12 protein-coding genes and 1 pseudogene are annotated in these 13,889 nt (G+C 64.9%); 8 read left to right on the top strand and 5 right to left on the bottom strand.

The features are described from left to right. Window positions 1–33: 33 nt before the first annotated feature. From KZ491_RS08580 to KZ491_RS08570, 3 genes are all read right to left on the bottom strand, one after another. Entirely contained in the window at window positions 34–702 is a 669-nt protein-coding gene (locus KZ491_RS08580; RefSeq protein WP_222565391.1) for a hypothetical protein, read from the bottom strand. A 116-nt stretch (window positions 703–818) separates the two neighbouring features. Beyond that, window positions 819–1,385, bottom strand: coding sequence for an HNH endonuclease (locus KZ491_RS12970; RefSeq protein WP_425493131.1), 567 nt, complete (start codon window positions 1,383–1,385; stop codon window positions 819–821). A 171-nt stretch (window positions 1,386–1,556) separates the two neighbouring features. After that, entirely contained in the window at window positions 1,557–2,009 is a 453-nt protein-coding gene (locus KZ491_RS08570) for a nucleoside deaminase (RefSeq protein WP_222565554.1), read from the bottom strand. Between the two features lie 100 nt (window positions 2,010–2,109). On the opposite strand from KZ491_RS08570, the gene ubiE reads away from it, so the two are divergent. The 3 genes from ubiE to KZ491_RS08555 all read left to right on the top strand — a co-directional run bounded on the left by ubiE (window position 2,110) and on the right by KZ491_RS08555 (window position 6,216). Next, window positions 2,110–2,934 carry a bifunctional demethylmenaquinone methyltransferase/2-methoxy-6-polyprenyl-1,4-benzoquinol methylase UbiE gene (ubiE, locus tag KZ491_RS08565; RefSeq protein WP_222565389.1) on the top strand — a complete coding sequence of 275 codons (825 nt, stop codon included), beginning with the start codon at window positions 2,110–2,112 and terminating at the stop codon, window positions 2,932–2,934. A 72-nt stretch (window positions 2,935–3,006) separates the two neighbouring features. Beyond that, on the top strand, window positions 3,007–4,956 hold the full coding sequence (locus KZ491_RS08560) for a M1 family metallopeptidase (protein WP_222565388.1): 1,950 nt from the start codon (window positions 3,007–3,009) through the stop codon (window positions 4,954–4,956). Between the two features lie 477 nt (window positions 4,957–5,433). Continuing rightward, window positions 5,434–6,216 (top strand): hypothetical protein, encoded by a 783-nt coding sequence (locus KZ491_RS08555; protein WP_246606632.1) that lies wholly within the window; start codon window positions 5,434–5,436, stop codon window positions 6,214–6,216. Window positions 6,217–6,218: 2 nt separating this feature from the next. On the opposite strand, the gene KZ491_RS08550 is transcribed toward KZ491_RS08555, so the two are convergent. Then, window positions 6,219–6,845, bottom strand: coding sequence for a hypothetical protein (locus KZ491_RS08550; RefSeq protein ID WP_222565387.1), 627 nt, complete (start codon window positions 6,843–6,845; stop codon window positions 6,219–6,221). Between the two features lie 19 nt (window positions 6,846–6,864). Further along, window positions 6,865–7,797: a carbohydrate kinase family protein gene (locus tag KZ491_RS08545; protein WP_222565386.1), complete on the bottom strand. Its 933-nt coding sequence runs from the start codon at window positions 7,795–7,797 to the stop codon at window positions 6,865–6,867. A 297-nt stretch (window positions 7,798–8,094) separates the two neighbouring features. On the opposite strand from KZ491_RS08545, the gene KZ491_RS08540 reads away from it, so the two are divergent. The 5 genes and pseudogenes from KZ491_RS08540 (at window position 8,095) to rodA (ending at window position 13,826) form a co-directional block, all read left to right on the top strand. After that, complete coding sequence (locus tag KZ491_RS08540; protein ID WP_043957283.1) at window positions 8,095–9,141, top strand: rod shape-determining protein; 1,047 nt, start codon at window positions 8,095–8,097, stop codon at window positions 9,139–9,141. Between the two features lie 133 nt (window positions 9,142–9,274). Then, a pseudogene (gene mreC, locus KZ491_RS08535) lies at window positions 9,275–10,111 on the top strand (rod shape-determining protein MreC); the annotation flags it as partial. 119 nt (window positions 10,112–10,230) lie between these two features. After that, on the top strand, window positions 10,231–10,716 hold the full coding sequence (gene mreD, locus KZ491_RS08530) for a rod shape-determining protein MreD (protein WP_222565384.1): 486 nt from the start codon (window positions 10,231–10,233) through the stop codon (window positions 10,714–10,716). A gap of 3 nt (window positions 10,717–10,719) precedes the next feature. Continuing rightward, a complete protein-coding gene (mrdA, locus tag KZ491_RS08525) occupies window positions 10,720–12,717 on the top strand; it encodes a penicillin-binding protein 2 (RefSeq protein WP_222565383.1) in 1,998 nt (665 codons plus the stop codon). After that, window positions 12,714–13,826, top strand: a complete 1,113-nt coding sequence (rodA, locus tag KZ491_RS08520) for a rod shape-determining protein RodA (protein ID WP_222565382.1) — start codon at window positions 12,714–12,716, stop codon at window positions 13,824–13,826. Before mrdA ends, rodA begins: the two co-directional genes overlap by 4 nt. Window positions 13,827–13,889 lie beyond the last annotated feature (63 nt).

Genomic DNA, 13,889 nt, shown 5'->3' with positions numbered 1-13,889 from the left:
ATGGGGCTTCGTGGGTTCAGCTTGAATGACCAGTTAGGACTCACCTAGGTGCGTCCGAGCTGACTCAACTAGCTGCGGATTTTCCTTCGTGTACGCCCACCCCTGTAAGTACTGGCACAGCGCATCGGTGGCTGCGATAAAGCCTTCAGCCATCTCAACCCCAAGCTCGTCAGGGAAGCGGCGCGGATCTGAACCTATGTGCATCGAGAGCACTCCATCATCATCTACCGATTGGATGGTGCCGAATACGTGTTTGTCCGAAAGGTGAATGAAACCGGAGGTCTGCTTGTAAACGCTGGGTACCCACGGGAATTCAGCGGCAACAGCATCAACGAGATGTCGATCTGTCATTGGTTTGCCAGAACGATCTTTCAGTTTTCTTACTTCGGTGCCTGCGAGAACTGACGTTGTGAACTCGTGAGGATCATTCACGAGGTATGAAGCGAAGAACCGCAAAAACGTGTCGAGTTGAAGTCTGACAAGTGATGCTGCCGCCAAGTAGTTCTCGGTACGAACCATTTGAGTGAAAGCGAAGCAATTACTCAGAGAGCGATTGATTGCTGCTCCAGCCCAGAAGTCTAGAGAAAAGAGCTTGCCGCCGTCAGCTTCGAACGTTGCTTTCCCAAGGACGAGGTGCCGAGCTCGTTCGTCGTCGATCTGTCTCAGAAGTGCCTCAAGATCTCTCGCCATGAGTGCTAGCATCGGAATTAAGTCGACCCGCAACGTGTGAGCGGTGGCTTCGGAAAATCGAACCAGCAGTCTGCCTGAAAATTGGACTTCGCGGGTTCGGCTTGAGTGACCAGCTAGAGGGTAACCCGTTATAACTTGTAGCTGACCTGTACTCCATTAACTATGACTTTACCGGCCTTCCGGAACTGTTCAATTAGCGTTGCAATTTGCTTATCGCTAAGCTTAATTTTGTGAAACGACTTCATCGTTGACATGAGGGTCTTAATTCGCCGTGGGCGCGCGGGCCCGAGGTTCTTGATGGTCTTGAGCACGGCCGTCGCCGTTTCTTCCGAAACCTGGTGAGATATCGCTTTCTTGACAACTGGCGCGGTGGCTGAAGTCTTTTTAGCAACAGGCGGTGGAGTCATTGAAATTACAACGGGTTGCGCTTTTACTTGCGAAGCCGTTGGCAGCGACTGCGCTATTGGATCTTGTCGATTTGGACAGACGAATGTTCCTTTTTGATTCAGAACTACCTTAATCTTTTCCTTTAGCGACATGCTGCCAAGTAAAGAATTTATAGCCTTGCAGCACGCTACGCAATTGTCGTCGCTGTTGCTTCCCGCGCGGGCGGTTGGCACGAGGTGCTCAACACTCGCGTCAGCCTTTGACAGTCGCGCACTGCAGAAGTAGCAGAGTCCCCCTTGGGCAAACATAAGTCTGTCGAGTGGTTTTGTAGCCATAGTCCGCTAACACCTATTAGACACCAACCGGGTGCCTATTCCTTGTGTCTATTTCCAGCTACCCGGCGAAATTTCCGAGAGCCCCCTCAATGCAATCAATCCGTTACAGGCAAAGCGCCGTCTGTTTCGGGTAGCAAACGTCCATCACTCCCCAATATCCTCGTTCCAGACCTCGGGATTAGCGGCAATATACCCCTGCATCATCTCCATGCACTCCTTGTCCGCCAGATCGATCACGGTCGTGCCGTTCTCGCCCAACCAGTCGATCCCCCCACGAAACGTTTCCGACTCACCCACCACCACGGTGCCGATATTGAACTGCCGGATCAGGCCGCTGCAGTACCAGCACGGGGCCAGCGTGGTGACCATGATGGTTTCGCGATAGCTGCGCTGGCGGCCGGCCTTGCGGAAGGCGTCGGTTTCGCCGTGGCTGGACGGGTCGCCGTCCTGCACGCGGCGGTTGTGGCCGCAGCCCAGTAGGCGCCCATCGGCGTGGTACAGCGCGGCGCCGATCGGGATGCCGCCTTCGGCCAGCCCCTGGCGGGCTTCGGCGACGGCGGTGGCGAGCAGGGCGGGGTAGTCGGGCGTGTTGATCATCGGTTGGCCGGTGGCGGTGATTGGAGTGATCGTCGCCGCGGGCGTGCGCGATGTCGAGCGCGTGAGCGCAGCGCCGGCGGGGCGGTGCGATAATCGGCCCATGAACGATCCAAGCCCTGATACCGCCCCCGACACCACCACGCCCGACGCCTCCACCGCTGGCCCGGCACCGGATGCCAAACCCGCCGGCACGACCCATTTCGGGTTCCGCGATGTCCCCACCGCGGACAAGCAGAAGCTGGTCGGGGAAGTGTTCTCCTCGGTCGCCGGCAGTTACGACCTGATGAACGACCTGATGTCGATGGGCATCCACCGCATCTGGAAGCGCTTTTTCGTTGCCACCGCACAGGTCAAGCGAGGTGACCGGGTGCTGGATCTGGCCGGCGGCACCGGCGATATCGCGTTGCTGCTCAAGGACCGCGTGGGCGATACCGGTTCGATCGTGCTGGGCGACATCAACGGCGCGATGCTGCGGGTCGGCCGCGACCGGATGACCGACAAGGGCAAGGTCGCCGGTTTTGAATACGTGCAGATGAATGCCGAAAAGCTGCCGTTCCCGGATGCCAGCTTCGATCTGGTCACCATCGCGTTCGGCCTGCGCAACGTGACCGACAAGGACGCCGCGCTGGCCGAGATGCACCGCGTGCTGAAGGTCGGCGGTCAGGCACGGGTGCTGGAGTTCTCAGAGGTCAAGCCGGAGTGGTTCAAGCCGATCTACGACTTCCACTCCTTCAAGATCCTGCCGCGCCTGGGCCAGCTGTTCGCCAAGGACGCCGACAGCTACCAGTACCTGGCCGAGAGCATCCGCAAGCACCCGCCGCAGGACGAGCTGAGGGCGATGATGGAAACCGCGGGTTTCGCCCGCTGCAGCTACCGCAACCTGTCCGCTGGCATCGTTGCCATCCACACCGGCTACAAGGTGTAGGACGGAAGTTACTTCGCGCCCCGCGCGGGCGCAGCTACACTCGGGGATTGTCCTGCAACCCCGGGCCTGCCCATGCGTTCCTCGATCCTGACCCTGTGCTTCGCCGCTGCCGTGGTACTGGGCGGCTGCTCGCGCGATAACGCGCCGGCCGCCGATACCGCCGCCAAACCCGATGCCAATGTGGCCACCGCTGCGCCGGCCGAATACGACTCGCTGTCCTATGCCGAGCCCGACAAGGTCCGCATCAAGGACCTCGCGCTGGCGCTGGACGTCGATTTCGATGCGAAGGAAATCAGCGGCAGTGCCACCTACGACCTGGACTGGGTCGCCGATGACGCCAACGAACTGGTGCTCGACACCCGCGACCTGACCATCGAGAAGGTGGTAGGCGAGCGCAGCGACGAGAAGTGGACCGACCTCAAGTACGAGCTGGCCGACGCCGACAAGCGCCTGGGCAGCAAGCTGACCATCCAGGTGCCGGACCGCAACCAGCGCGTCCGCGTGACCTACCGCACCTCGCCGGAGGCATCCGGCCTGCAGTGGCTGACCCCGGCGATGACCGAGGGCGGCAAGCAGCCCTTCATGTTCAGCCAGTCGCAGCAGATCCACGCCCGTTCCTGGGTGCCGCTGCAGGACACGCCGCGGGTGCGCTTCACCTACACCGCGCACGTCACCAGCCCCAAGGACGTGATGGTGCTGATGAGCGCCGACAACGACCCCAAGGCCGAGCGTGACGGCGACTACACCTTCGCCATGCCGCAGGCGATCCCGTCCTACCTGCTGGCGATCGCCGCCGGCGACCTGGTGTTCAAGCCGATCTCCGACCGCAGCGGCGTCTGGGCGGAACCGGCCATGGTCGCCAAAGCCACTGCCGAGTTCGCCGACACCGAGAAGATGATCGAGGCCACCGAGGCCATGTACGGCCCGTACCGCTGGGGCCGCTACGACATCCTCGTGCTGCCGCCGTCCTTCCCGTACGGCGGTATGGAAAACCCGCGCCTGACCTTCGCCACCCCGACCGTGATCGTCGGCGACAAGTCGCTGGTATCGCTGATCGCCCACGAGCTGGCGCACAGCTGGGCCGGCAACCTGGTGACCTTCTCCAGCCCGAAAGACCAGTGGATGAACGAGGGCATTACCAGCTACGTCGAGAACCGCATCATCGAGTCGCTGTACGGCAAGGACTTCGCCAAGATGGAAGCGGCGATTGCCCAGAACGAGCTGCGCAAGACCATCGGCGACATGGAGCCGCAGGCGCAGGCGCTGGCGATCCGTCCCGACATCCACGTCAAGGCCGGCGACACCCTGACCGAGGTGGCCTACGACAAGGGCGCCTGGTTCATGATGTTCCTGGAGCACCGCTTCGGCCGCGAGGACTTCGACCCATTCCTGCGCGGCTACTTTGATCATTTCGCGTTCCAGTCGATCCCGACCACGACCTTCATCCAGTACGCCAAGGACAACCTGCTGGCCAAGCATCCCGGCAAGGTCACCGAGGCCGAGCTGGACGAGTGGATCTACGGCCAGGGCATCCCCGAGTCCGCGCCGGTGACCAAGTCGCCGCAGTTCGACGCGGTCGACACGGTCTGCAAGGCCTGGCTGGACGACGGCACCTTGCCGGCCGGCGATGCCACCGCCAAGTGGAGCACGCAGGAATGGCTGCACTTCCTGGAAGGTATGCCGGAGACGTTGAGCCACGAGCAGCTGGCCGCGCTGGACGCCGCCTACAAGTTCACCGGCACCCCGAACGGCGAGATCGCGATGCGCTGGTACCCGCTGACCGTGCGTAGCGGCTACCCGGAAGCCAACGACGCAATTGCTGCTTTCCTGGAGCGCGTCGGCCGCCGCAAGCTGATCATGCCGACCTACGCCGAGCTGGTTAAAACGCCCGAAGGCCTGGCAATGGCCGAGAAGGTCCTCGCCCAGGCACGTCCCGGCTACCACCCGATCACCACCGGTTCGGTGGACGCCGTGATCGCCGAGGCCAAGGGCGACAAGTCGGTGACCAAGCCGGTCGACTGATCGCTCAGTTGATTGGACGTCTTCCTCGCGGCCGCCTCCGGGCGGTCGCGTTGTATCCGGCTTCCGGCTTTCGTATCCGCGCTCATCTGGGCTGGTGCGGAAGGCGCGATCTGTACGCCTTCCAGGCGAATGTCCCCCGGCCTCCGCCTGCGGCGGCTGCCTCCTCCTTTACTTCGCCCAGAAGGCATACAGATCACGCTGAAACTGGCGTTCCTGAGCTTCTACAACCACCGTCATGCTGGTCGACGGGGGTGAACGCCCTTGGTGCGAAATAAAGGAGGAGGCACCGGCTCCATCGGTGCCGGGGGACATTCGCAGCCAAGGGCGTTCACCCCCGGCCCTCCCGCGAAAATCCCGGGCAAAGCACCTATCGGCACCATGCGGCCATACGTCGGCGGCACTGCTAGCCCCATCGGATGCGAGAAGAACCACTGAAAATCAGGCACGCTTGAGTCCTGCACTCAAGAGAACCCCGCAATGACCTGTAAGCCCTTCGAGCCCGCCGACCATCGACCGCAATCCGGTCCGCAATTGACGCGGGCGAGATCACTGCTGTTCGTTGCCGTGATGTGCGCGATGTTGCTTGGCGGTTGCGAGCCGGCGCCGGATCCGGAGGTCGTCCGCGCCGAGCACGCTGCAGAGATGGAGCGCAAGGCCGATGCGATGGAGGCGGACTTCAACGCGCAGTACGACGCGGAAAAATGGGATCTGGCCAAGGCTCACGGTGACGTGCTGATCGACCAGTACCCCAACAGCGAGGCCGCCGCACGCATCGGCGAACGGCACGAAAACGCCGCTGCCAAGGCGCACCAGGTCCGTGAGGCCCGGCGGCTGACCGGGCTGTGGTCCTATCAGACCCAGCCGGTCGGCAAGAAGGAGCAGCTGTCGGCAGCGATCTACGCGCGTGAAAACGTCGAGACCGACGGCAAGGCCGCGCGGCCGGTGCGCTTGATTTTCCGCGACCACCCCGAGTGGGGCCGCAGCAGCTACCTCGTCCTGGAGGCCGGCGACTTCGATTGCTACAAGGGCTGCAAGCTCGCGGTCACCGTCGACGAGGAGAAGCCGCGCTCCATGGCCGGCAGCCGCCCCGACACCGACGATGCGATCGCCATGTTCGTCGAGGACGAGAAGACGCTGTGGAAGCTGGCCAAACAGGCCGGCGTGCTCAGCATCGAATTCCCGGTGAAGGCCGGCGGCAAACGCACCGCGTCATTCGAAGTCGGCGGCCTGGATCCGGAGCGCATGCCCGGCTGGAACTAGAATCAGAACGGTGGAACCTCACGGTCCACCGGATCTGCTTGGGGCATCTGAAACAACGCGATCGTGTCGACGCAGGGGTAGTGGTGTCCGTAGGAACCTATCCTCACCTCCGTGCCATTGACTACTCCGATGCGACCGTACTGTGACCCGCCGTTGTGAAGCGGTATCGGTGGTTGAGGCGCCGTGTCCCAACCCAGCGCGCGGATCAGCTCGTTCATCCGGATGCAGGTGGCCCCACTACCCTGTGTTGGAACGGCTAAACGAACCGTCTGGATCAGTCCGTTTCCGACATCTGGCGGCTGCAATGCAGTCACGCTGATGTCGAAGCGGATCGATGGTGCGTCTCGCAGTCTCCCGCCGGCCGTGTAAGCCCCTCTCTCGTCGAAGCTTGATCGGGTGAAATCATCGGTCCCGGCGTGCTTTCTCAACGATCTCCACGTGAGGGCGTCCTGTGTGAGGTCAGCTACGAACTCGGCAAGGGTTTGCTCGCATTCGTCGTCTTGAAACTTGGACGCGGCGACGAAGGCAGCGCGCTTCTCGCTGATCGAATAATCCGCTCCAAAACAGGCACTGGCCGATGTAACTCCCCCCAAAAAAAGCAGGGCGAAAGTAAAGGCGAGGGGTTTCAAAGCCGTGCCCGGCAGTTGCTTACAACGCGTACCCGAACTGCTGCAGGAACTGTTCGGCGAACTCGTCGTAATCGAAGCGCTGGTTCTGGGTGCCGGGGTGCTCGACCTTGAGCGCCCCCATCAGGTTGCCGATGCGGCCGATGGTCGGCCAGTCGTAGCCCTTCTGGATGCCGAAGATCAGCCCGGCGCGGAACGCATCGCCGCAGCCGGTCGGGTCGGTGATGCGGCTCTCGTGCGCGGGAGCCACATCATGCACCTCGCCGTCGGCGTGGATCATGACCCCCTTGGGCCCGCGGGTCGCGATGTACGCCTTGACCTTGCTGGCGATCGTCGCCTCGTCCCAGCCGGTGCGCTCCTGCAGCAGGTTGGACTCGTAGTCGTTGACGGTGACGTAGTCAGCTTGCTCGATGAAGGCGCGCAGCTCCTCGCCGTTGAACAGCGGCATCGCCTGGCCGGGATCGAAGATGAACGGAATGCCGGCCTCGGCGAACTCGTTGGCGTTCTGGATCATGCCCTCGTAGCCGTCCGGGCTGACGATTCCGATGGTGACGCCGGGGACATCGCGCACGTGGTTCTCGTAGGAGCGCATCATCGCGCCGGGATGGAAGGCGGTGATCTGGTTGTTGTCGTGGTCGGTGGTGATGAACGCCTGCGGGGTGAACAGCTCGTCGATCACCTTCACGTGGTCCAGGCGGATCTGCTGCTGCTCGAACCACTCGCGATACGGGCCGAAATCCTGGCCGACGGTCGCCATGGGGATCGGGTCGCCGCCCAGCAGCTTGAGGTTGTAGGCGATGTTGCCCGCGCAGCCGCCAAACTCGCGCCGCATCCGCGGCACCAGGAAGGAGACGTTCAGGATGTGCACCTTGTCCGGCAGGATGTGGTTCTTGAACTGGTCGGGGAACACCATGATGGTGTCGTAGGCCAGCGAGCCGCAGATCAGGGCTGACATCGGTAATCGCACTCCGGGGGAGCTCCGCCGGCGTGGTCCTGGCAGGAGCGTGGTTTGACGGATGGGTGGGGCGCAGGTCACCGTTTGGCGCGCGCCGCATAGAATATCCGCTGGCCGGGGTCGCGGCCAGCCGGGCCCTGCTCGCGCGTCTTTCGCCGGGCCCGGGATCCCCGCGCGGGGAGAGGCGACCAGAAACGCCCATTTATGACGGGATACGCCATTTCTCCTTGCCCGGCAAGGGGGCGGTTGCTAGTCTTGTCGACCGCTTCCGGCACCCCTCCCACGGCCCAATCGACGATGTTCAAGAAGTTTCGCGGCATGTTTTCCAACGACCTGTCCATCGATCTGGGCACGGCGAACACGTTGATTTACGTCCGCGGCCAGGGAATCGTGCTCAACGAACCATCGGTGGTTGCAGTGCGCCAGGACCGCGTGGTTGGCGGCAACCGCACCGTCGCCGCGGTCGGCATGGAAGCCAAGCTGATGCTGGGCCGGACGCCCGGTCACATCACCACGATCCGGCCGATGAAGGACGGCGTCATCGCCGACTTCACCTACACGGAGGAAATGCTCAAGCATTTCATCCGCAAGGCGCACAAGTCGCGCTTCCTGCGGCCCAGCCCGCGGGTGCTGGTGTGCGTGCCGTGCGGCTCGACCCAGGTCGAGCGCCGCGCGATCAAGGAATCGGCCGAGGAGGCCGGTGCCCGTGAGGTCTATTTGATCGAGGAGCCGATGGCGGCGGCGATCGGTGCCGGTATGCCGGTGGCCGAGGCGCGCGGCTCGATGGTGGTCGATATCGGCGGTGGCACCACCGAAGTCGCGGTGATCGCGCTCAACGGCATCGTCTATGCCGCGTCAGTGCGCATCGGCGGCGACCGTTTTGACGAGGCGATCATCGCCTACGTCCGGCGCACCTACGGCACCCTGATCGGCGAGGCCACGGCCGAGCGCATCAAGGAGACGCTGGGCTGCGCATACCAGCAGGAAGAAAACACCAGCATGGAGATCACCGGACGCAACCTCGCCGAGGGCGTGCCCAAGATGATCACCATCACCGCCAACGAAGTCCTTGAGGCGCTGCACGAGCCGCTGGCAGGCATCGTCACCGCGATCAAGCTGGCCCTGGAGCAGACCCCGCCGGAGCTGGGTGCGGACGTCGCCGAGCGCGGCATCGTACTGACTGGCGGCGGCGCGTTGCTCGCGGACTTCGACCGGCTGGTGAGCGAGGAGACCGGCGTCCACGTGCAGGTCGCCGAGGACCCGCTGACCTGCGTAGCCCGTGGCGGCGGTCGCGCGCTGGACTTGCTGGATATGCACGGCAACGAGTTCTTCGCACCCGAGTAATGGCGATGCGGTGACCGGCGCGGCTGCGTGCGGCGCCCGATTGCCGCGACACCGGAGCATGCCGCGGCGGGTGGGCCGGCGGCCTGTGCCACCATGACGGCCCGCCACGCCAGATCAGCCGGTTTCCCTTCCATTGCGCTCCTACGCCAGCCCCTCAACTCCGAACCGTCCCGGCGACGTGTCCGCAACGCTGTGGCTGTCGGCCTACCTGGCGTTGGCGGTGGTGTTGATCGTGTTGGACCACCGCGGCGGCTGGCTGAACCAGGCCCGCGGCCACGCCACCGTGCTGGTGCAGCCGCTGTGGATCGCCGCCGGATGGCCGGGCCGGGCAATCACCCGGTTGTACGACGACGCCGGCACCATGCGCCAGTTGACCGAGGACAATCGCCGCCTGCGCAACGAGCTGCTGGTCAACAGCGCGCGCATAGCCCGCCTGCAGACACTCGCCTCTGACAATGCGCGCCTGCGCGGGCTGCTTGATGCCGCCCACAACAACCAGCTGGACGTCCAACTGGCGCCGATCCTGGACATCGACCTGGACCCCTCGCGGCAACGTCTGGTGCTGGGCGCCGGCAGCAACGAGTCGGTGCGCGTGGGCCAGAGCGTGATCGATGCCGGGGGCCTGCTCGGCCAGATCATCGACGTCCAGCCGGCGGTGGCCACCGTGCTGTTGGTCACCGATGCCGCGCACGCCGTGCCAGTGGCGATCGAGCGCAACGGCGTGCGCCTGGTCGCCTATGGCGAGGGACGCAGCGACATGCTTCGCTTGCACAGCATTCCGCTGTCCAGCGACGTCAAGGTGGGTGACCGCCTGCTGACCTCCGGGCTGGGCGGGCGGTTTGTCGCCGGCTTCCCGGTGGGCACGATCGTGTCGCTGCAGCCCGATGACAGTCGCGCGTTCCTGATCGGCGAGGTGATGCCGGCAGCGCAGCTGGATCGCGGTCGGGACGTGCTCCTCCTGCGCAGCGGTCCGGACGATCTACCGACAGCCGCGGAAACCGCCGCCGCCGATGCTCCCGCGGACGCGGACGGTGCACCGGTTGTGCCGGCCGAACCGGCGGACGCGCCGACAGCCTCCGGTGATCGACGATGACCCGTCGCTACCAGCCGTGGCTGCTGCCGGCCAGCATTGTCGTCGCACTGCTGTTGGGACTCCTGCCGTTGCCGCTGTTGCTGCAGCCGCTGCGCCCGTACTGGCTGGCTCTGGTGGTCGCGTACTGGGTGATCGAAGATCCCGAGCGCGTGGGCCTGGGATTCGCCTTCCTGGCCGGTGTGCTGGCCGACATCACCTTCGGCGGCCTGCTCGGCGAGCAGGCCCTGCGGCTTGTGGTGATGACCTTCATCATCCAGCGCTTTCGCGCACGCCTGCGCTTCTTTCCGCTGTGGCAGCAGGCCCTGGCGATCGGCGGGCTGCTGCTGAATGACCGCATCGTGGTCGCCGCGGTGCATGTCGCCCTGGGCATCCCCTCGTTGCCGGTGATGTTCTGGCTGGCACCGCTGACCGGGATGGCACTGTGGCCGCCGGTATTCCTGCTGCTGGACGCATTGCGTCTGGGCAGCTGGCGCAGGAGCTGAGTGATGCGGCCGATCCGGCGCCACCCGCGGCGCGTGCTCAAGGACGCCGCGGCAGAAGTACGCCACTTCCGTACCCGCGTGCTCATCGCCTTCATCGGCGTCACCCTGGTCCTGTCGGGACTGGCGCTGGGCTACTACCGCCTGCAGGTGTGGCATCACGACGAGTACGCCACGCGCGCCGAGCAGAACCGGATCAAGCTGCGCCCGGTGGTGCCCGGTCGGGGCCTGATCTACGACCGCAAGGGCCGCATCCTGGCCGACAACGTGCCCGCGTTCCGCCTGGAGGTCACCCCGCGCGAGGCCGGTGACCCGGAAGACTGGCTGCCCGGGTTGGCCGGCATCATCGACCTGTCCGAACAGGAGATCGAGGACTTCCTCGCCGCGCGCAAGGTCACCCGCGGCTACAAGCCCATCATCCTCAAGCTGCGGGTGAAACCCGACGAACTGGCGCGGCTCGCCGTGGACCGCTGGAAGTATCCCGGCGTCGAGGTGGTCTCCTACCTGCAGCGGCGCTACGTGCACGGCGAGCTGTTCGCCCACGTGATCGGCTACGTGGGCCGCATCGACGAGGCCGACCTGGCCGAGATGGGCGAGGCCGGCAGCGTGTTCAGCCACACCGGCAAGACCGGGTTGGAGCGTTCCTACGAGGAAGCGCTGCGCGGCAAGCTGGGCTACGAGAAGGTCGAGACCAACGTCGATGGCCGGCCGATGCGGATCGTCGGCCGGGTGCCGGCAGTGCCCGGCGCGGATCTGCGTCTGTCGGTGGATCTGGACCTGCAGCGGGCGATGGTGGCCGCGTTCGGCGATGCCGACGGCTCGGCCATCGCGGTGGACACGAAAACCGGTCAGGTGCTGGCCATGGTCAGCCTGCCGTCGTATGACACCAACCTGTTCGTCAACGGTATTTCCCATGCCGACTACGACGGCCTGATCAACAACCCCTCGCGCCCGCTGTTCAATCGCAATGTGCTCGGTGGCGGGCCCCCGGGATCGACCATCAAGCCGGTGATGGCATTGGCCGGGCTCGACAGCGGACTGCGCACGCCATCCGACCGCATCCTCTCGACCGGCGAGTTCCGCATCCCGGGACAGGCCCGCGGCTACCGCGATGCCTCCGGCGGCGGTCACGGCTGGACCGATCTGCGCGATTCGATCTCGCGCTCGGTCAATACCTACTACTACAAGCTCGCCCTGGACATGGGCATCGACCGGCTCTCGGAGTACATGCACCACTACGGGTTCGGCGAGAAGACCGGCATCGACCTGCTGGGCGAGAACGCCGGCGTGGTGCCGTCGCGCGAGTACAAGCGCACCATCAGCAAGGAGTCCTGGTACCCCGGCGAGACCGTGATTTCCGGCATCGGCCAGGGCTATTGGATCGCCACCGCACTGCAGATCGCGCGATCCACGGCGGCCGTCGCCAACGGCGGCGATCTGCACGAGCTGCGCCTGCTGCAGTCGCGCCGCGATGGCTACGAATCGCCGTGGCAGGACCTGCCGCCCACGCCCAGCCACCGCATCACCGACAACCCGGCCAATCTGCGCGCGGTGCAGGAGGGGATGATCGCCACGATCAACGGTCCAGGCGGCACCGCCCGTCGCCTTGCGGTCGGCGCGTCCTACACGATGGCCGGTAAGACCGGCACCGCGCAACGCTCCAGCCGCAAGGGGAACGTCAGCCTCAACCCGCACACGCTGCCCTACCACCTTCGCCACACTGCGCTGTTCACCGGCTATGCCCCGGCCGAGGATCCGCAGATCGCCGTTGCCGTGGTCGTGGAGCACGGCGGTTACGGCGGCAGTGCGGCCGCGCCCATCGCCCGCACGATCTTCGATGCCTGGTTGCTGGGCAAGATGCCCGAAGGCATGGAGCCCACCGAGGACGTGGTGACCGATCCACTGGAGGCGGCGGTGGAGATGGCGCAGGACGCGGTGGATGCCGAAGTGGATGCAGGAGCCACAGTGAATGGCGGAGAAGCCGGCGCGGACCCGGCACGATGAGGACCATCCTGCGCTGGCTGCTGGACATGGGCGCGCGTTTCACCCGCACCCTGGACCTGCCGTTGCTCGCCGCCCTGCTGGCATTGATGAGCATCGGCCTGGCCGTGTTGTACAGCGCCGGTGGCAAATCGGAGGCGCTGGTCATGGCCCAGGGATCGCGCTTCGTCATCGGCTTGGGGGCGATGTGGCTGCTGTCGCGCGTATCGCCGCTGCAGTTGCGCAATTGGACGCCGCTGGCCTACGCCGCGACGATCGTGCCCCTGCTGATCGTCCTGTTCATTGGCCAGGGCCGGCACGGCGGGCACTGGATCAATCTGGGGGTGTTCTACTTCCAGCCGGCCGAAGTGCTCAAGCTGAGCCTGCCGATGATGGTCGCCTGGCAGCTCAACCGAGGGCCGTTGCCGCCATCCTTCCGCGCCACCGTGGTGGCGATGGTCCTGATCGGGCTGCCGACCGGGCTGGTCCTGCTGCAACCCGACCTGGGCACTGCCCTGCTGGTCGGCATCAGCGGTGCGTTCGTGCTCTATCTGGCCGGGCTGTCGTGGTGGTGGTTCGCTGCCGCGGCGGGAGGCATCGCGGTGGCCGCGCCGGCGGCCTGGTTCTGGATGTTCAGGCCGTATCAGAAGGACCGCATCCTGATGTTCCTGGATCCCGAGCGCGACCCGTTGGGCGCGGGCTGGAACATCATCCAGTCCAAGATCGCCATCGGTGGCGGCGGCCTGACCGGCAAGGGCTGGGGCGATGGCAGCCAGTCGCACCTGAACTACATTCCCGAGCACACCACCGACTTCATCTTCGCCGTCCTCAGCGAGGAGTTTGGCTGGATCGGTGTGGCGGTGACCCTGGGCCTGTACCTCTTCGTGGTGGGACGCTGCCTGTGGATCTCGTCGCAGGCGCGCGACGGGTATTCGCGTCTGCTGACCGGCGCGCTGGGGCTGGCATTCTTCGTCTACGTGGTGGTCAACGGCGGCATGGTCGCCGGAATGTTGCCGGTGGTCGGCGTGCCGATGCCGCTGCTCAGTTACGGCGGTACTTCGGCGGTGTCGCTGCTGGCGGGTATGGGCGTGGTGATGGCGGTACGGGCCCACCGGCCGGTCCACGGGCATTGAAATCAGCGATCGGGACGCATCGACAACGCACGCTGACTGGGCAGGGGTGATGCCCCGCCAGCG

The sequence above is a fragment of the Novilysobacter antarcticus genome, from assembly GCF_019802285.1.
Classification (GTDB): domain Bacteria; phylum Pseudomonadota; class Gammaproteobacteria; order Xanthomonadales; family Xanthomonadaceae; genus Novilysobacter; species Novilysobacter antarcticus.
This window is presented reverse-complemented; position numbering and strand designations above follow the sequence as displayed.